The 21,464-nt window shown below is 66.0% G+C and carries 21 protein-coding genes; 11 read left to right on the top strand and 10 right to left on the bottom strand.

Features of this window, described 5'->3' with window-relative positions:
- Positions 1-44: 44 nt before the first annotated feature.
- The 3 genes from JLZ96_RS02600 to yaaA form a co-directional block, all read right to left on the bottom strand.
- Positions 45-944 carry a nuclear transport factor 2 family protein gene (locus JLZ96_RS02600; RefSeq protein WP_201009454.1) on the bottom strand — a complete coding sequence of 300 codons (900 nt, stop codon included), beginning with the start codon at positions 942-944 and terminating at the stop codon, positions 45-47.
- Between the two features lie 64 nt (positions 945-1,008).
- Positions 1,009-2,220, bottom strand: coding sequence for a DUF2786 domain-containing protein (locus JLZ96_RS02595; protein ID WP_201009453.1), 1,212 nt, complete (start codon positions 2,218-2,220; stop codon positions 1,009-1,011).
- Positions 2,217-2,960, bottom strand: coding sequence for a peroxide stress protein YaaA (yaaA, locus tag JLZ96_RS02590; RefSeq protein WP_032366430.1), 744 nt, complete (start codon positions 2,958-2,960; stop codon positions 2,217-2,219). The genes JLZ96_RS02595 and yaaA overlap by 4 nt, the downstream gene beginning before the upstream one ends.
- A 70-nt stretch (positions 2,961-3,030) precedes the next feature.
- Between yaaA and JLZ96_RS02585 the strand changes: the two genes are divergently transcribed.
- On the top strand, positions 3,031-4,782 hold the full coding sequence (locus tag JLZ96_RS02585) for a proline--tRNA ligase (protein ID WP_201009452.1): 1,752 nt from the start codon (positions 3,031-3,033) through the stop codon (positions 4,780-4,782).
- Between the two features lie 91 nt (positions 4,783-4,873).
- A complete protein-coding gene (locus JLZ96_RS02580) occupies positions 4,874-6,595 on the top strand; it encodes an acyl-CoA dehydrogenase family protein (protein ID WP_201009451.1) in 1,722 nt (573 codons plus the stop codon).
- 3 nt (positions 6,596-6,598) lie between these two features.
- On the opposite strand, the gene JLZ96_RS02575 is transcribed toward JLZ96_RS02580, so the two are convergent.
- Positions 6,599-7,213, bottom strand: a complete 615-nt coding sequence (locus tag JLZ96_RS02575) for a TetR/AcrR family transcriptional regulator (protein WP_236253816.1) — start codon at positions 7,211-7,213, stop codon at positions 6,599-6,601.
- A gap of 83 nt (positions 7,214-7,296) precedes the next feature.
- On the opposite strand from JLZ96_RS02575, the gene JLZ96_RS02570 reads away from it, so the two are divergent.
- Entirely contained in the window at positions 7,297-8,754 is a 1,458-nt protein-coding gene (locus tag JLZ96_RS02570; RefSeq protein ID WP_201009450.1) for a DHA2 family efflux MFS transporter permease subunit, read from the top strand.
- On the opposite strand, the gene JLZ96_RS02565 is transcribed toward JLZ96_RS02570, so the two are convergent.
- Positions 8,717-9,157, bottom strand: a complete 441-nt coding sequence (locus tag JLZ96_RS02565; RefSeq protein ID WP_048318331.1) for a ferritin-like domain-containing protein — start codon at positions 9,155-9,157, stop codon at positions 8,717-8,719. The two genes, JLZ96_RS02570 and JLZ96_RS02565, sit on opposite strands and share 38 nt — an antisense overlap.
- On the bottom strand, positions 9,154-9,663 hold the full coding sequence (locus JLZ96_RS02560; protein ID WP_032390115.1) for a hypothetical protein: 510 nt from the start codon (positions 9,661-9,663) through the stop codon (positions 9,154-9,156). Before JLZ96_RS02560 ends, JLZ96_RS02565 begins: the two co-directional genes overlap by 4 nt.
- 184 nt (positions 9,664-9,847) lie before the next feature.
- On the opposite strand from JLZ96_RS02560, the gene rimP reads away from it, so the two are divergent.
- The 8 genes from rimP (at position 9,848) to JLZ96_RS02520 (ending at position 18,249) form a co-directional block, all read left to right on the top strand.
- Positions 9,848-10,423 (top strand): ribosome maturation factor RimP, encoded by a 576-nt coding sequence (gene rimP, locus JLZ96_RS02555; RefSeq protein WP_201009449.1) that lies wholly within the window; start codon positions 9,848-9,850, stop codon positions 10,421-10,423.
- Positions 10,420-11,427 (top strand): transcription termination factor NusA, encoded by a 1,008-nt coding sequence (gene nusA / locus JLZ96_RS02550; protein ID WP_027496745.1) that lies wholly within the window; start codon positions 10,420-10,422, stop codon positions 11,425-11,427. The genes rimP and nusA overlap by 4 nt, the downstream gene beginning before the upstream one ends.
- Positions 11,428-11,523: 96 nt before the next feature.
- Positions 11,524-11,856 (top strand): YlxR family protein, encoded by a 333-nt coding sequence (locus JLZ96_RS02545; RefSeq protein WP_052053323.1) that lies wholly within the window; start codon positions 11,524-11,526, stop codon positions 11,854-11,856.
- Between the two features lie 97 nt (positions 11,857-11,953).
- Positions 11,954-14,887 (top strand): translation initiation factor IF-2, encoded by a 2,934-nt coding sequence (gene infB / locus JLZ96_RS02540; RefSeq protein WP_201009448.1) that lies wholly within the window; start codon positions 11,954-11,956, stop codon positions 14,885-14,887.
- Positions 14,888-15,044: 157 nt separating this feature from the next.
- Positions 15,045-15,335, top strand: a complete 291-nt coding sequence (locus JLZ96_RS02535; RefSeq protein ID WP_027496748.1) for a DUF503 domain-containing protein — start codon at positions 15,045-15,047, stop codon at positions 15,333-15,335.
- A 100-nt stretch (positions 15,336-15,435) separates the two neighbouring features.
- Positions 15,436-15,924 (top strand): 30S ribosome-binding factor RbfA, encoded by a 489-nt coding sequence (gene rbfA, locus JLZ96_RS02530; protein WP_027496749.1) that lies wholly within the window; start codon positions 15,436-15,438, stop codon positions 15,922-15,924.
- Position 15,925: 1 nt separating this feature from the next.
- On the top strand, positions 15,926-16,924 hold the full coding sequence (locus JLZ96_RS02525) for a bifunctional oligoribonuclease/PAP phosphatase NrnA (RefSeq protein WP_032370813.1): 999 nt from the start codon (positions 15,926-15,928) through the stop codon (positions 16,922-16,924).
- Complete coding sequence (locus JLZ96_RS02520) at positions 16,921-18,249, top strand: MATE family efflux transporter (protein WP_201009447.1); 1,329 nt, start codon at positions 16,921-16,923, stop codon at positions 18,247-18,249. The genes JLZ96_RS02525 and JLZ96_RS02520 overlap by 4 nt, the downstream gene beginning before the upstream one ends.
- Positions 18,250-18,264: 15 nt before the next feature.
- Here the strand turns inward: JLZ96_RS02520 and JLZ96_RS02515 are convergent, their stop codons facing one another.
- Genes JLZ96_RS02515 through JLZ96_RS02500 form a run of 4 tightly spaced genes read right to left on the bottom strand, consistent with a single transcriptional unit; the run spans position 18,265 to position 21,358 of the window.
- A complete protein-coding gene (locus JLZ96_RS02515; RefSeq protein WP_094652985.1) occupies positions 18,265-19,359 on the bottom strand; it encodes a sulfate/molybdate ABC transporter ATP-binding protein in 1,095 nt (364 codons plus the stop codon).
- Positions 19,356-20,165: an ABC transporter permease gene (locus JLZ96_RS02510; RefSeq protein ID WP_032372600.1), complete on the bottom strand. Its 810-nt coding sequence runs from the start codon at positions 20,163-20,165 to the stop codon at positions 19,356-19,358. The genes JLZ96_RS02515 and JLZ96_RS02510 overlap by 4 nt, the downstream gene beginning before the upstream one ends.
- Positions 20,162-20,947, bottom strand: coding sequence for a molybdate ABC transporter substrate-binding protein (modA, locus tag JLZ96_RS02505; protein WP_201009446.1), 786 nt, complete (start codon positions 20,945-20,947; stop codon positions 20,162-20,164). Before modA ends, JLZ96_RS02510 begins: the two co-directional genes overlap by 4 nt.
- Positions 20,948-20,959: 12 nt before the next feature.
- Positions 20,960-21,358: a molybdopterin-binding protein gene (locus JLZ96_RS02500; protein ID WP_027496755.1), complete on the bottom strand. Its 399-nt coding sequence runs from the start codon at positions 21,356-21,358 to the stop codon at positions 20,960-20,962.
- Between the last annotated feature and the right edge of the window lie 106 nt (positions 21,359-21,464).

Here is a 21,464-nt window from a genome sequence, read left to right as displayed (position 1 = left end):
CGGTCCATTTTGCCTTGCCGGCGGTCATCGACCGACAGCGGTCGCTACTCCGGAACGACGTCCCAGTGCTCGACGATGGTGCCGTCGAACCGGAAGATGTCTCCCGCGACGAAGGGGTCGGATTCTGCTGCGCCCGGCGCTTTCGCGAACGTCCACACCAGATCGCCGTCGGCCAGCGAGACGACCGATTCCGAGGCAGGGAACTGCGCGCCGCCGGCGAAGAACTGTTGCAGTGCCGCGGTGCCGTTGCCCGCAATCGGATTGTGTTGCAGGTAGGACGGGGCGAAGTCGGTCCCGAGCACGGACGCGTCGTGTTCGCGGAAGAGCGCGTCGTAGGTAGCCGTCACCGACATGCGTCGGCGCTCTTCCTCGTCCTCGGTCGGCTCGGTGGGCGCGGTCGGGTAGCGGTAGAGGTCACTGAACATGGTGTTGCCGCTCATCGACGTGGCCGGCACGGATTGCGTCATGGCCCAGTGCTCGGTGACCTTGCCGCCGTCGAAGGCGAAGAGGTCGATGTTCGCCTCACCGGTGGTCTCGGATGCCGGATCAGCGGTGGCCTGCCAGTGCACTGCCACCCATCTGCCATCGGCCGCGACACGCTTGACGACGGCTCGTGCACCGGGAATCCGTGTCCGGGTGGCCTCGAATCGGGCGACGATCGCGTCGGGCCCCACCGCTGGTCCAGGTCGATCGACGGCGTTCTCCGCCACGACCGACGCGGCGGCGGCGGGTTCTTCGGCCGTGAACGCAGATTCGAAGAGCGTCAGCGCTGCTTCTTCGTTGCGTGATTCGGTGACGCTGTCGGAGCGGTCGTCGGGTGACTGCGCGGCGACGGAGACGTCGTTCGGCTCCGGGGTGGAGGGCGACGTACCGCACGCCGTGATGGCGGACAGTGCGACCAGAACGGGCACGGTGAGTCGAGCAGCTGCGCGTGTTCGGTTCATGTCTGCTCAACTGACTTGAAGCTACAACAGTTCCCGAATCGGACGACGAACCTCGTGGAATGTTTCAGCGGGACAGATCGGCTCGGTCGGCCGCGGCTCGTCCCGAGTCCCATCCTTCGGCATCGAGGCGCGGGCCTCGCATCGGCTTGGCGGTGGGAAAGAGGCGGTCGAACTCCGCTTCCACGGCAACGGTCTGTGCCGCGAGAATCGGCAGCAGGTCGCCCGATTCCTGTCTCGCCTCGTCGAGGGCATGCGCGTCGGCATCGGTGAGACGATCTCCGATTCGGATGGCGTAGGCGTAGAGGAACGCCTTGCCGAATGCGGCCGAGCCAGCCTTCTTTCGCTTCTTGGCTTCGGGCGAGTGGCCGAGAGCTCGGGTTGCCTGCACCAGCAACGAGGTGAAGACGAGCTCGGCCTGTTCCACGTCCACCGGCGCGCCCACGAGCGTCGCAACGGCGTACTCCGCGTCCCAGATCGTCTTGACCCGGTTGGCAGTACCGGCGACGTGCAAGAGCTGGGCTTTGGCGGGTGCGTGCGGACCGTCGATGTGCACCCGTCGACCGCGAACGTCGAGATGACCCTCGGCCAACAGCAGCGTGTCGATCGAGTATCGCGTCATCAACTCCTGCGCCTTGGCGGTCAGCGTCTCGGCTTCCTCCGCGAAATCGGTGGCATCGGCCTTGGCCAGCAGACCGCGAATCTTGGCCAGCATCTTGCTGTTCGGTGAATCCGCGCCGGTGGTCGTCGGCACCGACGAGCGTGTGCGGGGCCACTGCGAAGGCTTGGCACCCAGTTGCGGCCAACGGGGGAGGGTTTGCCACTGGCCGAGCAGCGTGAGCACGTCGAGCCACTGATCACTGGCGGCGATGTAGTCGGACTTGCCGGACGCCATGAGGTACGCCGTGAGGAAGTCGGGAGTGGCGTCGACTCGGGCTGCCACCGTCGGGAACTGTTCGCAGATCGCCGACATCTGATCGACCCAATCGTGCGGGGCGCGGGAGTCCGCTTCGATGAGATCGGCATGGTGCAGCAGTGCCGCGGCAGCGAGATTCGTCACCGCCACCGTGTGCTGACGCCGGACCACATGCATCAGATCCAGTGGTTGCCAACCGTTCTCGTACAGCGTGCCGATCATGTTGGTCAGTGCCAGCGTGCCGAGTTCGTTCGCTTGCATCGAGACCAATCGGTCGGCGATGTCGTCGGCGATGCGTTGACTCTTGTTCTTGCCGACCGACGCGTCGGCTCCTTGTCGCAGCAGTTCCGGAACGGCGCTCATTCGGTGAGCACGATCAGTTCGGTGTCCGACGCTACTTCGACTCGAAGACCCGCCTTCGACGCCACGCGCGCAACAGCTTTCACATCTTTGGGCTCGGCCGTGGTCAGGGTCAGCGCGCGGGCGAGCAATCCCTTGTGATGCTTGTTGAAGTGGCTCACCACCGACCGACTGCCGTCGGGCTTCTCGGTGAGCACCGTTGCCGTGATCGCCCCGGGGATGGGCCCGAGCTGTTGATAGGTGCCGGACCGGAGGTCGACGACGATTCCCTCGGCCTCGGTGAGAAGGGCCTCGGACAGTCGAGGCTTCCAGTGCGCTCGCAACGTCCCGAAGTTCGGAATGGACGACCCGCCGGAGAGTCGATAGGACGGAATCGGGTCGGACGCGCGAACGGCCCCGAACAGTGCCGACCCGATCCACAGCCTGGCATCCGCACGCGCGCGTCCGGCACGGGTGAAGGTCGACGCCCCGAGAGCGTCGTACAGCACTCCGGTGTACCGGCGCAGGGCGGGAGTGGTGGGCGAGGCGAACAGGCGAGCGTTCCGTTCGATCTCGTCCACCTGGGTCGGACCGAGACCGAGAGCGGTGATGGACGCGTCGACGTCGCCGGAGAGCCGGACTAGGGCGTCGGCAAGCGTTCGTCGGAGCGGAAGCAGGGACGGCAACGACAACCGGTCCAGATCGAGAGGTGCTCCGGAACCGCCGTCGGACTTCGTCTCGGAGGGAGGCAGCAGAATCAGCACGGGGGTCAAGGCTACTCACTTCGCGGCCGCCTATCCGCAGGCGCTGCACCACCGACTAGTCTGACAACCCGTGATCACCCGTCTTTCGCAGCTGTTCCTTCGTACCCTTCGCGACGACCCGGCCGACGCCGAGGTCGACAGCCACAAGCTGTTGGTTCGCGCCGGCTATGTTCGTCGTATCGCGCCGGGCGTCTATTCGTGGCTGCCGCTGGGTCTCCGGGTGCTGCGACAGGTCGAACGCGTCGTGCGCGAGGAAATGAACGCCATCGGGGCGCAGGAAATTTCGCTGCCCGCCCTGCTGCCGCGTGAGCCGTACGAGACGACGAACCGGTGGACCGAATACGGGGACGCATTGTTCCGGTTGCAGGATCGCAAGGGCAACGACATGCTGCTCGGTCCGACCCACGAAGAGTTGTTCGCGTTGACGGTCAAGGCCGAATACAACTCCTACAAGGACCTGCCGGTCACGCTGTACCAAATTCAGACCAAGTATCGCGACGAAGAGCGTCCTCGCGCCGGCATTCTGCGCGGACGCGAGTTCGTCATGAAGGATTCCTACTCCTTCGACATGGACGAGGACGGACTGAAGCGGTCCTACGCCGCACACCGCGACGCCTACCAGCGCATCTTCGCCAGGCTCGGGGTCAGCTACGTCATCGTCGCCGCGACGTCCGGCGCGATGGGCGGAAGTGCGTCCGAGGAATTCCTGGCCGAGAGCGACATCGGCGAGGACACCTACGTTCGGTGCATCGAATCGGGATACGCGGCCAACGTCGAGGCCGTCACGACCCCGGCACCGGACCCCATCGCCATCGAGGGGCAGCCTGCCGCGGTCGACTACGAGACGGGCAACACTCCCACCATCGCGACGCTGGTCGAGTGGGCGAACGGCGCAGATCTGGGTCGTACCGTCACCGGTGCCGACACGCTCAAGAACATCCTGCTCAAGGTGCGGTCCGCCGGTGGCGAGTGGGAGCTGCTGGCCATCGGCCTGCCCGGCGACCGTGAGGTGGACGAGAAGCGCCTCGAAGCATCGCTAGAGCCTGCCGAATTCGCATTGCTGACCGACGCGGACTTTGCTGCTCACCCGTTCCTGATCAAGGGATACATCGGGCCACGTGCGCTGCAGGCCAACGGAGTTCGCTACCTCGTCGACCCCCGGGTGGTGAACGGAACATCGTGGATCACCGGTGCCGATGTGCAGGGCAAGCACGTGGTGAACCTCGTGGCCGGCCGCGACTTCGTTCCCGACGGCACCATCGAGGCCGCCGAGGTGCGTGACGGGGACATGTCACCCGACGGACGGGGGCCGCTGGTCAGCGCTCGCGGAATCGAGATCGGGCACATCTTCCAGTTGGGCTACAAGTACACCGATGCATTCTCGGTCGACGTACTCGGCGAGACCGGCAAGCCCGTGCGACTCGTACAGGGTTCCTACGGCGTCGGTGTCTCCCGTCTGGTGGCCGTCATCGCCGAGCAGATGCACGACGACAAGGGCCTTCGGTGGCCGTCGGAGGTAGCACCCGCCGACGTACATCTGGTGATCGCGAACAAGGACGAGGCCGCGCGCGCCGGCGCAGAATCCATTGCAACGCAACTCGATTCGCAGGGCATCGAGGTTCTCTTCGACGACCGCAAGGCCTCGCCCGGCGTGAAGTTCAAGGACTCCGAACTGATCGGTGTTCCGCTCGTCGTCGTCCTCGGCCGCGGTTGGGCCGATGGCAAGGTCGAAATCCGGGACCGCTTCTCGGGTGAGAGCCGTGAACTCGACATCGATTCCGCGGTCGACGAGATCGTCGCCGCGGTGCGCGCCACCACGTAACAGCCCGTCCCGATCTCTCCACGCTCGATCTCCCCACGCGCCGGTCTACTCGCTGGTAGCTTCGGGTCACACGACTAGGAGAGGTCACACCGTGGCTCAGTTTGCGCTGTTCGATCCGACAACTTTCGATCCCGCCGAGCTCGACGAGGAGTCTCGTCGTCAGCTCCGCGCACTGATCGATTGGTTCGAGGATCGCGGTAAGGCCAGGCTGCTCGCCGACGATCTCGAGGGAGTCTGGCCCGCCGACTTCCTCGAGTTCGTCGCGGCCCAGAAACTGTTCGCCACGTTCTCGACGCCGGCCGAGTATGCGAACGGGTTGCCCAACGCTCGTTGGGACGCTGCCCGCAACGCTGCTCTGAGCGAAATTCTCGGGTTCTACGGCTTGGCCTACTGGTACACCTGGCAGGTCACGGTGCTCGGCCTCGGCCCGATCTGGATGAGCGACAACGACGACGCCAAGCGCCGCGCAGCGCGTGAGCTCGACCGCGGCGGCGTCATGGCATTCGGATTGTCCGAGCGCGCACACGGTGCCGATGTGTACTCCACGGACATGCTGTTGACGCCCTCCGTCGACGACGACCTCGAGTTCACCGCGTCGGGGGAGAAGTACTACATCGGTAACGGCAACGTGGCGGGCATGGTGTCGGTATTCGGTAGACGCACCGACATCGACGGGCCGGAGTCGTACGTCTTCTTCGTCGCCGACAGCTCGCATCCCGCGTATCGGTTGCGCGAGAGCGTCGTTCACGGCCAGATGTACGTCAGCACCTTCTCGCTCGAGAATTATCCCGTTCGCCGCGAGGACATTCTGCATACCGGACCCGACGCGTTCTCGGCTGCATTGAACACCGTCAACGTCGGCAAGTTCAACCTCTGCACCGGCTCGATCGGCATCTGCGAGCACGCGTTCTACGAGGCGATCACACACGCCAACAATCGGATTCTGTACGGCAACCGTGTCACCGAATTCCCCCATGTGCGCAGTGCATTCGTCGATGCCTACTCGCGGCTGACCGCCATGAAGCTGTTCAGTGCGCGTGCGCTGGACTACTTCCGCGCTGCGGGTCCCGGCGACCGGCGCTACCTGTTGTTCAACCCCATGACCAAGGCCAAGGTGACGTCCGAGGGCGAGACGGTGGTCCGCTTGCTGCACGACGTGATCGCCGCCAAGGGGTACGAGAAGAACACCTACTTCCGTGAAGCCGCGCAACTGATCGGAACACTGCCGAAACTCGAGGGAACGGTGCATGTCAACGTCGCCTTGATGCTCAAGTTCATGCCGGCATACATGTTCTCGCCCACCGATCAGGCGGAGGTCACCAGGTTCACCGACGCCGTCGACGACGGATTCTTCTTCGCCCAAGGCCCCGCTCGCGGCGCGAGTTCGGTTCGGTTCCACGATTGGAAACCGGTGTATCGCAAGCATTCCGGTGTTCCCAACGTGGGTCGTTTCTACGAGCAGGCCCAGGCGTTCGCGTCGTTCCTCGCCGAGTGCGCCCCCGACGAGTCGCAGCAACAGGACCTCGACTTCCTGCTCGTGGTGGGGCATCTGTTCTCACTCGTCGTCTACGGGCACCTGATCCTCGAACAGGCCGACGAGATCTCCACCGACATGCTGGACCAGATCTTCGACTTCCAGATCAGGGACTTCTCCGGCTACGCCGTCGCGCTGTACGGAAAGCCGTCGTCGACCGATGCGCAGCAGAAATGGGCGCTGGACGCCGTACGCAAGCCGGTGGTGGACGCAGCACGATTCGAGACGGTCTGGAACGACGTCGTCACGTACGACGGTCGGTACGAGATGCGTCCCTAGGCGTCACAGCTGTCCGGAATCGGCTGGGACGAGCTTGGTTCCGAACGCGCACATCGTCATCTCGTGCAGTCCCTCGCTGTCCTCCGGATGCTCGGGTGCCTGCATCGACAACAAGACGTTGAGCAGCATTCCGTGCGCGATGAACTGCCGAGCCTGATCTTCCGAACACCCGGTACAGCTGCGGATCTGGTTGTAGATCGCGCCCATTCCTTCTCGTGCCTGGCGGCCGATCTCGGGTACCGACCCTGCACCGAACCCGTGCATCATGACCATCAAGAGGTCGCGATCGGCCACCAGATCGGCGTAGGCACCGCCCAGGTCGGCCCAGGTCTCGTCGTCCGTCGGGTCCAGAGGCCCCGAAGCGAGCACTGCGTCGAATGCCGTCATGATGCCGTCGATGGAGCGTTGGAAGACCAGCCGAAACAATTCGACTTTGGTTCCGAACATCCGAACCACATACGGCTGCGACACGCCCGCTTCCTTGGCCACCGCATCGGTGCTCGTCCCGGCAAAGCCCCCGCGTGCGAACGCTCGTGTCGCGGCGTCGAGGACGAGTTCTCGACGGTCGGCCGCGTCCATTCGGGTTGCTCGGGGCTTGGGCGTGGGAGTGTCGGACATATTGACAGGTTATCAGTCGATAACTTACGGTCGCATCATAAGTAATCATTCGATGCTTACAAACTCGAGACGGGACGTTCGCCATGACCGCTACAGCCTCTCCGCCTGCAGTGCACCCCGCCGCTCGGTCTATTCCCGTGTGGCTGGGAATCGTCGCCGCATCCCTGCCCATGTTCATGGCGACCCTCGACAATCTGGTGATGACCAGCGCGCTGCCGGTGGTTCAGCAGGATCTGAATGCGTCGGTCGGACAGCTGCAGTGGTTCCTCAACGCCTACACACTGAGCTTCGCGACATTCATGCTCACTGCAGCAACCTTGGGCGATCGCTGGGGCAGGCGCGCGGTGTTCCTCGGCGGGATAGCGCTGTTCACCGCGGCCTCCGTGGCCAGCGCGCTCGCCACGAGTCCGGCAATGCTCATCGCCGCGCGGGCGATACAGGGCCTCGGTGCCGCGGCGATCATGCCGCTGTCACTGACTCTGCTCGCAGCTGTCGTTCCGATTGCCAAGCGCGCCATGGCAATCGGAATCTGGGGCGGTGTCTCGGGCCTCGGTGTCGCACTCGGGCCTGTCGTCGGTGGTGCGGTCGTCGACGGTATTTCCTGGCAGGCGATCTTCTGGATCAACGTCCCGGTGGCGCTCGTCGCGGTACCGCTGGCGTACATCGCCCTGACCGAGTCGACCGGACGCAGGCAACCTCTCGATCTGCTGGGTGTGGTGCTCGCGGGCGGCGGGGTATTCTTGCTCGTGTGGGCGGTGGTCCACGGCAACGACGACGGATGGGCATCGACCACCGTGCTCGCGAGCTTCGTCGGCTCTGCGGTGCTTCTCCTCGCGTTCGTCTCCCGAGCATGGCGAACCCCGTTCTCGGTACTGCCGTTGACGCTCTTCCGATCACGCAGTTTCACGCTGGCGAACATCATCGGAATCACGTTCTCTCTGGGCATGTTCGGGGCCGTGTTCCTGCTTGCTCAGTACCTGCAGATAGTGATGCACTACAGCCCGTTCGAGGCGGGCCTGCGCACATTGCCCTGGACCGCCGCGCCTATGGTGGTCGCACCCATTGCGGGTCTCGTGGCCGATCGAGTCGGCTTGCGCGGCTTGTTGGTGTCCGGACTGGCGTTGCAGTCGCTGTCACTGGTGTGGATGGCACTGATCCTCGGACCCGACACCGCCTACCTGTCGATGGTGCCCGCGCTGTTGATGGCCGGAGTCGGCATGGGGTTGACCTTCGCGCTCTCGGCGACCGCAGTGTTGCGAGACATGGCCGACGACGATCACGCCACGGCGAGCAGTGCGAACTCCACTGTGCGGGAAGTGGGAATTGCGCTCGGAATCGCCGTCCTGACGGCGGTGTTCATCGGAAACGGAGGATCACTCACCCCCGCTGGATACACCGACGCGTTGGCACCCGCTCTACTCGTAGGCGCAGGGGCGGTGGCGATCGGATTGGTTGCGGCACTGTTCATGCCGGGTCGTTCCGCCGGTCCGGCGGACGACGTGGTCACGGCTGACCGGGAAAAGCCGTCGACGACGGGATGACACCCAGGATCTGCTGCCATGTGGCCAGTCTGATCGCGGCCTCGGTCAGTGCCTGGACGCCCATCTCGCGAGTGCCGCCGGATCGACTGCGCTCGACGGCCGAACGCCACGCCACACTCGTGTCGATCTCTGCCTGAACAGCGAGCTGCACAGCCGAGATCGCATCGGTCACCGGAAACGGCGACGCGTATGCCGGATCGGGCAGGGGCGCTGTGACGCTGGCCGCGCGGAGTGCGTCGATGGTCGAGTCTCGACGCGCTCGGTGTGCCGCGGTGCACGCGGCCACCATGTCTGCTCGGGTCGGGTTGGAGAACGCCGCGACGATCCCGTACGCGAAGACGGCTGCGTACTCGGCGACGAGTGCATCGACGAGCCCCTGTTGTTCGGGTCCGAGATCGCTCATGCGAGTACCACCTGAGCGAACACCGTGCACGAGGCACTGATCGACCCGAGAAGGCCGGCGCGATAACCGCTTTCGTCGCGGGCGGCGGTCGCCGCACTGCGTGCCGAGGCGGTCAGCGCATCGCGCACCGCGACGAGATCGGGTGGCGGCGCGGACTGGGCCGCGGTCGTGGTCGTCGTGGCAGTCGCCGACGAGGTGTCGGTGGTCGCTCCGGTAGCCCGGGCGATCTCGGTCTCGAGTGCATCCGCATGTTCGGTCCGCTGGGCCGCGACCACGCCGAGAGCTCCTGCGTAATCGGGAGCGACCGTTGCCGCCGAAGACGCAGCCGCGGCGTCGGAGCGAGCGGAGCGCAACTGTGCCGTCAGAGAATCGAGTGCGGGACCGGAGATTTCCTCCGCGCCGCAGGCCGTGACGGTCGACGCCGTGGCCGCAGTGAGGACGGCGGCACCGGCGAGCCGGAACAGCCCACGTCTGTTCAACGAGAGAGGGGCGGTCGGCGTGGGCACCCCGATATCGTGCCAGACCCTCGACCGTGTCGGACCCTCGAGGCGACACGGCCGTGCCCGTGTGTCGCCTCGGCCGTGCGTGGTCGCGAGCACCACCTGCGGGGCGGTAGTCTGTTGGTTCACCAAACGCGGTCCGGCGCACCTGCGCCGCATTGCCGACAACTACACACGAGGAGTTCGCGACATGCCTGTTCCGTCCCAGGAAAGGGTTGTCGAACTGCTCGGCGACCTGGTTCGAGATCGGGGCTACGACCTCGAGGACGTGAACGTGGTCGCTGCCGGTAAGCACAGTGCCGTGCGCATCATGGTCGACCGTGAAGACGGCGTCGACCTCGACGCGCTGCCGGAGTTGAGCCGGGTGATCTCCGATGTGTTCGACGGCGTGACCGATTTCGGCGAAGCGCCGTACACCCTCGAGGTCACCACTCCCGGAATCGATCGCCCGTTGACACAACCACGGCATTGGCGTCGCGCGCGTGGTCGCAAGGTGCGGATCGAACTCGCCGACGGCAAGGTCGAGGGCCGCGTCGGACTTCTCGACGGTGACTCGGTTGCCCTCGTGATCAAGGACAAGGGAGTTCTCTCGACACGATCGATCGCGCTGGCCGATGTTGTGAAAGCTGTTGTGCAGGTAGAATTTTCGCGGCCGACCGCAGAAGAGATGGATCTTGCGGGCGGCGTGGTGGGCGGTAGGCCGTCACCCGCGAACACCGACGAAATCGTGAATGTGGAAGCACCGGAGAAAGGGTCGGACAAGTGAATATCGATATTGCAGCTCTGCGCGCCATCGAGGCGGACAAGGGCGTTCCGATCGAGATGGTGATCTCGACGATCCAGACCGCGCTGTTGACCGCCTACCGGCACACCGAGGGGCACCAGTCCAACGCGCGAATCGACGTCGATCGCAAGACCGGTTCCGTCCGGGTGATGGCCAAGGAGTTCGACGCCGAGGGCAATCTGATCTCCGAGTGGGACGACACTCCGGAAGGCTTCGGCCGGATCGCTGCCACCACCGCTCGTCAGGTGATTCTGCAGCGTTTGCGCGATGCGGAGCACGAGCGCTCCTTCGGGGAGTACTCGACCCACGAGGGTGAGATCGTCAACGGCGTCATCCAGCGCGATACGCGCGCCAACGCCAAGGGCACCGTCATCGTCCGGATCGGCAGCGAGGCGAATGGGGCCGACGGCCTGCTTCCGCCCGCCGAGCAGGTTCCGGGGGAGACGTACGAGCACGGTGAGCGCATCAAGTGCTACGTCGTCGGAGTCGCGCGGGGCAACCGCGGCCCGCAGATCACGCTCTCGCGCACACACCCCAATCTGGTGCGCAAGTTGTTCGCGCTCGAGGTGCCCGAGATCGCCGACGGTTCGGTCGACATCGTGGCGGTAGCGCGTGAATCAGGGCACCGCTCGAAGATCGCGGTCGCGTCGACGGTCTCGGGCCTGAACGCCAAGGGCGCATGTATCGGGCCGATGGGGCAGCGAGTGCGGAATGTGATGAGCGAACTGGCCGGCGAGAAGATCGACATCATCGACTTCGACGAGGACCCGGCGACGTTCGTCGGGAATGCACTCTCGCCGTCGAAGGTTGTGTCTGTGACCGTGGTGGACGCAGCCGCTCGCGCGGCGCGAGTGGTGGTCCCGGAGTACCAGTTGTCGCTGGCGATCGGCAAGGAAGGGCAGAACGCTCGACTTGCCGCTCGATTGACCGGTTGGCGTATCGACATCCGCAGTGACGCGGCGGCACCCGAGACGACCAGCGCCTAGGGCCGGAATGCGGAGATCGAGGCAATACAGCGGTAGAGTGGTCGATGGTTCGGTAACGACCTCTCCGCTCGGAGACGTGAACGCGAGAATCCGGTTGTGACAAGCCGGCCGATTCGTACATGTGTCGGGTGCAGGGAGCGAGTGCCGGCCGCCGATCTGTTGAGGATCGTGGTTCGAGAAGCTGGTTCGTACGAATTCGCTCTCGTCCCCGACATCCGGCATTCGATGTCCGGTCGTGGTGCTTGGTTGCACTACAACCGAGAATGCCTGCACAATGCGGAACGTCGCCGAGTCTTCGGCCGCGCGTTTCGGATATCGGGAAATGTGGAATCGTCCGCAGTATCGGACGTGCTCGACGAGCACGAACGGCTGCACGGCGAGAACACGACAAGAGCAACACCCGTCGACAAGAACAGGCAACAGCACTGATGAGCACACCGTGAAGCACCAACGATGAACGTCCATCGGAGATAACCCGAGGTCGTGCGGGCACCAAGCCTCGCTCGGCCTCTCAGTGAGGAGAGCAGTGGCAGGCAAGGCCCGCGTGCACGAGTTGGCAAAAGAACTCGGTGTCACCAGTAAGGAACTACTCGCACGGCTCAAAGAGCAAGGCGAGTTCGTCAAGTCCGCATCATCCACAGTCGAAGCCCCCGTGGCTCGTCGACTTCGTGAATCCTTCCCGTCCGCAAACGCGGACGCGCCGGCGTCCGGTGCAGCAGCACCCAACGGTCGCGCGGCAGCAGATCGTGCGTCGGATTCCGCCGCGAAGCCCGGCGCAGCAAAGCCGGGTGGACCTCGTCCCGGACCCAAGCCCGCAACCCGCCCGGCCGAGCCCGAGGCCCCCGCTGCACAGGCACCCGCAGCGCAAGCTCCGGCAGCGCAGTCGCCCGCTGAGGTAGCTCCCGCTGCCCCGTCGGCACCGGCCGCTGCGCCCACGCCGGCACCGGCTGCGCCCACCCCTCGTCCGGCAGCACCCGCTGCTCCGGTCGAGCAGGCACCTGCCGCGTCGGCCGAGACAACCGCGTCGGCTCCGGCCGCCCCCAAGCCCGCTGGTCCTGGCCCCAAGCCCGGCCCGAAGGCTCCGCGCGTCGGAAACAACCCGTACTCGTCGGCTCCGGTCGAACGACCGGCCCCGCGACCCGCTCCCGGTGCCGGTGCTCCGCGCCCCGGCGGCGGACGACCGGCTCCCGGACAGGGCGGACCCCGGCCGGCCGCACCGGCAGGCGGCGCTCGTCCGGCTCCCGGACAGGGCGGCCCCCGTCCCGCACCGGGTCAGGCCGGACCTCGGCCCAGCCCGGGCTCCATGCCTCCTCGCCCCAATCCGGGTGCGATGCCGACTCGTTCGGCACGTCCCGGCCCCGCAGCAGGACGTCCCGGTCGCCCCGGCGGCGCACCGGGTGGACGTCCGGGCGGCGGCGGTGGCGGTGGCTACCGCGGCGGTGGCGCTCCCGGCGCTCCCGGTGGTGCACCAGCAGGTGGCGCTCCCGCAGGTGGCTTCCGTGGCCGTCCCGGCGGCGGTGGCCGTCCCGGTCAGCGTGGCGCAGCCGCAGGTGCGTTCGGTCGGCCCGGCGGAGCAGTCCGCCGCGGTCGCAAGTCGAAGCGGGCGAAACGCGCCGAGTACGAGAGCATGCAGGCTCCCGCAGTCGGCGGCGTCAGGCTGCCCCGCGGCAACGGCGAGACCATTCGTCTCGCCCGCGGAGCATCGCTGTCGGACTTCGCAGACAAGATCGACGCCAACCCCGCTGCACTCGTGCAGGCACTGTTCAACCTCGGTGAGATGGTCACCGCGACGCAGTCGGTCAACGACGAGACGCTGGAGCTTCTCGGCGGCGAGATGAACTATGTCGTGCAGGTCGTCAGTCCCGAGGACGAGGATCGCGAACTGCTCGATTCGTTCGACCTCACCTACGGCGAAGATGCCGGCGGCGAGGAAGACCTCGAGCAGCGTCCCCCGGTGGTCACCGTCATGGGCCACGTCGATCACGGTAAGACTCGACTGCTCGACTCGATTCGTAACACCACGGTGCGCGAAGGCGAGGCCGGCGGCATCACGCAGCACATCGGTGCGTACCAGGTGTTGACCGAGCTCGAAGGCAACGAGCGTCTCGTGACCTTCATCGACACCCCCGGTCACGAGGCCTTCACGGCCATGCGTGCTCGTGGTGCCAAGGCCACCGACCTTGCGATCCTCGTGGTCGCGGCCGACGACGGTGTCATGCCGCAGACGGTCGAAGCCATCAACCACGCCCAGGCGGCCGATGTGCCGATCGTGGTCGCGGTCAACAAGATCGACAAGGAAGGCGCGAACCCGGACAAGATCCGGCAGCAGCTGACCGAATACGGTCTGGTCGCCGAGGAATACGGCGGCGAGACGATGTTCGTCGACATCTCCGCCAAGCAGGGCACCAACATCGATGCCCTCCTCGAAGCGGTGCTGCTGACGGCCGATGCGTCACTCGATCTGCGTGCCAACCCGGACATGGATGCCCAGGGTGTCGCCATCGAGGCACACCTCGACCGCGGTCGCGGTCCGGTGGCCACCGTGCTCATCGCCCGCGGAACGCTGCGCGTCGGTGACTCGATCGTCGCCGGCGATGCCTACGGCCGCGTGCGTCGCATGGTCGACGAGCACGGCGAGGACGTCACCGAAGCGATGCCGTCCCGGCCCGTTCAGGTCATCGGCTTCACGTCGGTGCCCGGTGCAGGCGACAACCTTCTGGTCGTCGACGAGGACCGGATCGCCCGTCAGATCGCCGATCGCCGTAATGCCCGTAAGCGCAATGCTCTGGCGGCCAAGAGTCGCAAGCGCATCAGCCTCGACGATCTCGATGCAGCTCTGAAGGAGACTTCGCAGCTCAACCTGATCCTCAAGGGTGACAACTCGGGAACCGTCGAGGCGCTCGAAGAGGCCTTGCTCGGTATCCAGATCGACGACGAAGTCGAGTTGCGCGTCATCGACCGCGGTGTCGGTGGCGTCACGGAGACCAACGTCAACCTGGCGTCGGCATCCGACGCGATCATCATCGGCTTCAACGTGCGGGCCGAGGGCAAGGCAACCGAACTCGCCAACCGCGAGGGCGTCGACATTCGGTACTACTCGGTGATCTACCAGGCAATCGACGAGATCGAGAAGGCCCTCAAGGGCATGCTCAAGCCGATCTACGAAGAGGTCGCTCTGGGCCAGGCCGAGATCCGCGCGCTGTTCCGTTCCTCGAAGGTCGGAAACATCGCCGGTTGCCTCGTCACCTCCGGTACGATCCGTCGCAACGCCAAGGCGCGCCTGCTCCGTGACAATGCGGTCGTGGCCGAGACCGTGACGATCTCCTCGCTTCGCCGCGAGAAGGACGACGCAGTCGAGGTTCGTGAGGGATACGAGTGTGGTTTGACGGTGACGTACTCCGACATCAAGGTGGGCGATGTCATCGAGGCGTACGAGCTCCGTGAAAAGCCGCGCGACTAGAACAGGTCCGGAGCTGAACAGCTCCGTTCCCGGTCGCGTCGGCTCGGTGGTGAAGCCAGGGGAGTGACACTGCACTCCGGGGACGAGCCGGTGGTGGTACGACATATGTACCGCCACCGGCTTTGTCGTCGGAGCTGATCGAAGGGGCGACGTCAGCGTGTATCTGGGTGCTTTGGAGTTGGACGTGTTGTTGGGGGACGTGCGTTCGCTCGCTGAGAAACGGTCGATGGTGGAACCGGTTCTCGGCGATCTGCAGAGGCTGGGAGTGTCTGCCGCCGAAACCGGTGAGCGAGAACGTATTCGGCGTTCGATGTTGGGCGTGGCAGCGGCGGGCACGAACGTCGACCTGTTGCACGACAAGCTCGACGAGTGCGAGCGGCACGTCGCCGAGCGTCAGGATCTGGAACTGTTGGCAGTACGCCGAAGAATTTTCGGCCCCGAGGATTAGATCGGGGAGTTCGTCGAACGTGTTCGGCGAATGTTGGAGCGTAATCGCCGAGACGTCGCACTGCAGTGACGTCCGGCCATGAAAGAGGAGTGTGATTGTCGTGGTGGATCAGGCCAGGGCTCGTAAGTTGTCCAAGCGAATCGCCGCTATCGTTGCGACGGCGATCGACCACGAGATCAAAGATCCACGGTTGGCGTTCGTGACCATCACCGACACGAAGGTGACGGCCGACCTGCACGACGCCACGGTGTACTACACCGTGATGGGCGAGGATCTCGATACCCCGCCCGATCTGCAGGGAGCTGCGGCGGGTCTGGAGAAGGCCAAGGGCGTTCTCCGCTCGAAGGTCGGAGCCGGTACCGGTGTGCGGTTCACTCCGACGCTGACGTTCGTGACGGATACCGTCCCCGACACCGCCCGGCACATGGAAGAGCTGCTCGAACGCGCTCGCGCAGCCGACGAGGAGCTGGCTCGCGCCCGGGCGAACGCGAAGCCTGCCGGAGACCCGGACCCGTACAAGGCTCCCCGCGAGGAGTCCCCCGCGGATCGCGGCGATGCAGAAGCCGTCGAGCCAGCCGAAGCCGACTGAGATGTCCGATGGTTCTGGTTCGGAGTTCGAGCTGGACGAGGATCTGGCGCGTGCGATCGAGATGCTCGAGCGCGCTTCCTCGGTGACCGTGCTCTGCCATGTCCAGCCGGATGCCGACACGATCGGCAGCGGATTGGCAATCGGTTCGGTACTCGAACGTCGCGGCGCGCAGGTGCAGGTGGCGTTCGCCGCGCCCGCGTTTCTGCCTCAATCGATGGAAGAGCTACCGAACCGGCATCTGCTGGTGGAGCCGGAGAAGGTGGCCGAATCGGTCGATCTGGTGGTCACCGTGGACGCCGGAAGCCGAGGTCGACTCGGTTCGCTCGGCGAGCGGCTCGACTCCGCATCGGAGTCCCTGGTCATCGACCATCACCGGAGCAACACGCGGTTCGGAACACTGAACGTCGTCCACGCGTCCGCCGAGTCCACCACGGCCGTGATCGTCCGCCTGCTGGATCGGTGGGGTGTCGACATCGATGCGGACCTGGCGCATCTGCTGTTCGCGGGTCTGGTCACCGATACCGGGTCGTTCCGGTGGGTGCGGCCGGGTTCGCATCTGCTCGCCGAGAGATTGCTCGCGACCGGCATCGACGGTGCACGTATCGCCCGTCGCCTCCTCGATACGCACCCCTTCGACTGGCTGCCGATGCTTGGGGCGGTACTGGGTTCGGCCGAGCTGCTGCCCGACGCGGCGGGCGGACGGGGGCTCGTGTACGCCGTCATCCGGAGCGAGGATTCGGCCGGTCTGAGGTCGGAGGAGATCGAGAGTGTCATCGACATCGTGCGGACCACCTCCGAGGCGGAGGTGGCCGCGGTGTTGAAGCAGCAGGATTTCGGGTCGGTCTGGGTGGTGTCGCTCAGATCCAAGACGCAGGTGGACGTATCTGCAGTGGCGACCGGGCTCGGCGGCGGTGGACATCACAACGCCGCGGGCTACACCGCGACCGGTGAGCTCCCCGACGTGATCGATGCGCTCCGTGAGGCCTTGTCGGAGTCGTGAGTTCCACCCCTGTCACGGCTCGCCGAATTCTCGGTCTGTCGCTTCCATCTCTCGGAGTTCTGGCCGCTGAACCCCTCTACCTCCTGTTCGACGCGGCGGTGGTCGGTCGGCTCGGCGCGTTGGCTCTGGCCGGCCTGGCGATCGGGGGGCTCGTCCTCGCTCAGGTCAGCACGCAGCTGACCTTCCTGTCCTACGGAACCACTGCGCGCGCGGCGCGCATGCACGGTGCGGGTCGTGAGCGCGACGCCGTCGGTGAAGGGGTGCAGGCGACGTGGCTGGCGGTGGCCATCGGTCTCGCGATCGTCCTCGTGGTCCAGTTGTTTGCCGCCCCCGTCTTGTCTCTACTGGCCGGTGGCGGTGACATCGCCGCGGAGGCACTTCTGTGGCTGCGCGTGGCGCTGGTGGGGGTGCCGTTCATTCTGATATCGCTGGCCGGGAACGGCTGGATGCGCGGCGTGCAGAACACGACGACACCGTTGCGGTTCGTCGTGCTCGGTTTCGGCGTGTCGGCGGTGTTGTGTCCACTCCTCGTCCACGGCCTGCTCGGATTTCCCCGGCTCGAATTGGTGGGCTCGGCCGTTGCGAACGTCATCGGCCAAGGTGTCGCAGGCGCTCTGTTCGTCGGTGCCCTCGGGCGGTCGGGTGCGCCGTTGCGCCCGCGCTGGTCGGTCATGCGGGCGCAGCTGGTACTCGGCCGCGATCTGATCGTGCGCAGTCTCGCGTTCCAGGCGTGCTTCCTGTCTGCCGCAGCGGTCGCGTCGCGATTCGGTGCCGCGTCGGTGGCGGCAAATCAGGTGGTGCTGCATCTGTGGAACCTGGTGTCGTTGATGCTCGACTCGTTGGCGATCGCTGCGCAGACACTCGTGGGAGCGGCCCTGGGTGCAGGCAGGACCGAGGATGCGCGTGCGCTCGCACGCCGGTTGACGGCATGGTCGACGGTCTTCGCGGTGGTCCTGGCGGCGGTGTTCGCCGCCGGGCAGCCGGTCGTCCCGGGATTGTTCACCACCGACGCCTCGGTGATCGATCAGATGCAGGCGATCTGGTGGATCTTCGTGGCGATCATCCCAGTGGCCGGTGTGGTGTTCGCGTTGGACGGGGTGCTGTTGGGCAGCGGCGATGCCGCGTTCTTGCGTAACGCCACGATGGCGTGTGCGATCGTCGGGTTCCTGCCGTTCATCTGGTCGGCCCTGGTGTTCGACTGGGGTGTCGTGGGCATCTGGCTGGGTCTGGGTGTCTTCGTCTGCCTGCGCATGGTCGCGGTCGCCGGTCGAGTGCTGTCGGGTAAATGGCTCGTGACCGGTAGCGATCGGCAACTGCGAGACTGATCGCGTTCGCATGCATCACCGCCGTGACACCAGGGCCGGATGCAGCACCACCTCGCGGCTCTTGACGACGAAGAACACCCGTCGGCCGGGTTCGAGGCCCAGCTCCGATACCGCGGCGGCGGTGATGTCAGCCGCGATACCCGGTGTGCCGTCGGGGTGCGGACGAGCTCGGACGCGGATGCCCGAGCCCTGCACTTCCATCTCCTCGATGACTACTTCGAAGACGTTGCGCGGGCTGGCGTGCGGCGCGGTGAGGTGTACCGAAACCGCAGCGGGGGAGAAAACTGCGACCACCGGCGTCCCGGAACCGTGTTGCCCCGAGCCGTGCACGACGGTGTCCCACGGCGTGCGCAGCGCGGTGGTGTCGCCGACGGTGAGTGCGTGGCCCGAGATCAGATTGACCCCGGCCATGCGAGCACCGAACTCGCTTCGCGGGGCGGTGAGAACGTCGGCGACCGACCCGCGTTCGACGACGCGTCCACCGTCGACGACGGCGACGGTGTCTGCGAGTGCGACGACGTCGAGCAGATCGTGGGTGACGATCAGTGCCGTGCGCGCGTTCTCTCGGAGTACGGTGCGCAGCAGTCTTCGGATGGCCGGGGCCGTGTCGACGTCGAGCGCGGCGAGCGGTTCGTCGAGCAGGAGGAGTCGGGGATCGGCGGCGAGTGCGCGGGCGATGGCAACCCGCTGAGCTTGGCCCCCGGACAGCTGTGCCGGGCGGCGCTCGGCCAGGTGAGAGGCTCCGACTGCGTCGAGCCATCGATCGGCCACTGCCCTGGCCGTCCTCCGGTCGGCGCCGGAACTACGTGGTGCGAATGCGACGTTCGTCCGTGCGGTCATGTGAGGAAACAGCAGTGTCTCCTGTGCCAGAGTCGCGATGCCGCGGGCGTGCACCGGAACGGCCGTCCTTGCGGTCGTGTCGGTCAGAACGTCCTCGCCCAGGCGGACGATGCCGTCGTCGGGTGGCACCAGGCCCGCGACGAGCTGCAGCAGTGTGGATTTACCTGCGCCGTTCGGTCCCAGGATCGCCGTTGTTTCACCCTCGGCGACATCCAGCTCGAGATCGACGCCCCGGGCCGCTACGGTGGCGCGCAGGTGTAGCGAACTCATGGTGTTCCCGTCGTTCGAGTACCGCGAGCGGCCAGGACCACCACTGCCGCGACGACGACGAGGACGAGCGACAGGGCTATCGCTGCGTCGGGGTCGGACTCGCGTTGCAGATAGATTTCGAGGGGCAGGGTTCTGGTCACTCCCTCGAGAGAACCGGCGAACGTCAGGGTCGCGCCGAACTCTCCCAGTGCGCGCGCGAACGCGAGAACGATTCCGGACGTCAGCCCGGGCAGGATCAAGGGGAGGGTGACGCGGCGCAGGACCGTTGTAGGGGGTGCGCCCAAGGTTGCGGCCACCACGTCGTATCGATCCCCGGCAGTGCGCAGCGCGCCCTCGACGCTGACCACCAGGAAGGGCAACGACACGAAGGCCTGGGCGAGCACCACGGCCGTCGAGGTGAACGCGATCCGGATTCCGAAGGCATCGAGATGTTCGCCCAGTAGCCCCTGGCGACCGAACGTGTAGAGCAAGGCGATACCGCCGACCACCGGGGGGAGCACCAGTGGGAGGACGACGAGGGAACGCAGCGTCGACAGACCGCGAAACGAACCGCGGGCGAGGACCGTCGCCATCGGCACACCCAGGAGCACACACAACACCGTGCTCGCCGAGGCCGTCTTCAGACTCAACAGCAGTGCGGCTACTGCGGACTCGGACGTGATGAGCCCGAAGAAGTTCGTCCAGTCGATTCGGGTGAACATCGCGGCCAACGGCGCGACGACGAGAAGCGCTCCGGCAGCGGCAGGGACGAATATCCATCCGGGTACACCTACGGTCGGACCTGTGCCCGCGGCGTGCCCGGTCACGGTGCCGCGAAACCGGCCTGCGTCAGCACTCCACGGCCGATCGGTCCGGCGACGAAGTCGGTGAAGGCGCGGGCCGCGTCCACGTTGTCGGATCCGCTCAACGCTGCGATCGGATAGGTGTTGACCGCCCCGCTCGATTCCGGGAAAGGCACGGCGCTGACGGCGTCTGCGGCCCCCGTGGCATCGGTGACGTACACCAGTCCGGCGTCGGCCTGACCGGAGGTGACCTTGCCCAGAACGTCGGTGACGGACGACTCCTCGCTGACAGCCGGGATGTCGGTCCCGGTGGCGTTCTCGACGGCTGCCGTGGCCGCGCCGCACGGCACCTGCGGCGCGCAGATCACCGTCAGCACATCGGGATTCGCCAGATCGGCGAACGACCGGACGGCCTTCGGGTTACCCGGGGCAGTGACGATGGTGAGGGTGTTGGAGGCGAAATCGACCGGGTCGCCGGCGACCAGGCCGGCATCGACGATCGTGCTCATGTTCTTGGTATCGGCAGAGGCGAACACGTCGGCAGGTGCACCGTTGACCAGTTGCGCGGCCAGATCGGAGGAGCCCGCAAAGCTGAAATCGACAGTGGTGCCGGGATGTTCCTGCTCGAAGCGGGTGCCGAGGGCGGTGAACGTCGAGCGCAGTGATGCCGCCGCGAACACGGTCAGCGTGCTCGAACCCCCGTCCTGCGGAGCTTCCTCGGCAGCGGGGTCGGCCGCGCACCCTGCAAGCATCAGGGCGACCGCGACCAGAGCACCGTGAACCGCTCGAATGTTCTTCACTGACATCGTCCTTCGGTTCTAGGGAGTTTCGACAATGACGGTCGTGGCCTTGACGACCGCGACGGTGATGGAGCCCGGTTCGAGCCCCAATTCCTGGACCGACCGGGTACTCATCAGGGACACGATGGTGAACGGCCCACACTGCATGCGGACCTCGCTCATGACCGCGTCGGAGACCACCTCGGTGACCAGCCCCACGAGTCGGTTCCGGGCCGAGCTACCGCCCGATGCCACCTCGGGCGGGGGAGCGGCGTGCTCGCGGGCGTACTGCGCGAGAGCGCGCGCGTCGACGACCTTGCGGCCCGTCTCGTCGTCGCGGGAGGGCAGGGTCCCGCTGTCCATCCACCGGCGGACGGTGTCGTCGCTGACTCCGAGCAGTGCGGCGGCGTCGCGTACCCGTATCGGCGGTGCCGTCATCGCACGATGCCGTTTCCTGCAGCTATCCGCAAAAGCGTCATGAAAGGCACCATATACCCGAATCTGCGGTTGTTGCTGCGTGGACCCTCCTTTCGGAGCCGTCCGA

The organism is Rhodococcus sp. NKCM2511 (assembly GCF_014905595.1).
Taxonomy (GTDB): Bacteria; Actinomycetota; Actinomycetes; order Mycobacteriales; family Mycobacteriaceae; genus Rhodococcoides; species Rhodococcoides fascians.
This window is presented reverse-complemented; position numbering and strand designations above follow the sequence as displayed.

What these genes read in the sequence shown, in the direction of transcription:
- JLZ96_RS02600 (WP_201009454.1), bottom strand. Translation starts at nt 944, where the DNA reads ATGAACCGAACACGCGCAGCTGCTCGACTCACCGTGCCCGTTCTGGTC.
- JLZ96_RS02595 (WP_201009453.1), bottom strand. Translation starts at nt 2,220, where the DNA reads ATGAGCGCCGTTCCGGAACTGCTGCGACAAGGAGCCGACGCGTCGGTC.
- JLZ96_RS02575 (WP_236253816.1), bottom strand. Translation starts at nt 7,213, where the DNA reads ATGTCCGACACTCCCACGCCCAAGCCCCGAGCAACCCGAATGGACGCG.
- JLZ96_RS02570 (WP_201009450.1), top strand. Translation starts at nt 7,297, where the DNA reads ATGACCGCTACAGCCTCTCCGCCTGCAGTGCACCCCGCCGCTCGGTCT.
- JLZ96_RS02565 (WP_048318331.1), bottom strand. Translation starts at nt 9,157, where the DNA reads ATGAGCGATCTCGGACCCGAACAACAGGGGCTCGTCGATGCACTCGTC.
- rimP (WP_201009449.1), top strand. Translation starts at nt 9,848, where the DNA reads ATGCCTGTTCCGTCCCAGGAAAGGGTTGTCGAACTGCTCGGCGACCTG.
- JLZ96_RS02525 (WP_032370813.1), top strand. Translation starts at nt 15,926, where the DNA reads ATGTCCGATGGTTCTGGTTCGGAGTTCGAGCTGGACGAGGATCTGGCG.
- JLZ96_RS02515 (WP_094652985.1), bottom strand. Translation starts at nt 19,359, where the DNA reads ATGAGTTCGCTACACCTGCGCGCCACCGTAGCGGCCCGGGGCGTCGAT.
- modA (WP_201009446.1), bottom strand. Translation starts at nt 20,947, where the DNA reads ATGTCAGTGAAGAACATTCGAGCGGTTCACGGTGCTCTGGTCGCGGTC.
- JLZ96_RS02500 (WP_027496755.1), bottom strand. Translation starts at nt 21,358, where the DNA reads ATGACGGCACCGCCGATACGGGTACGCGACGCCGCCGCACTGCTCGGA.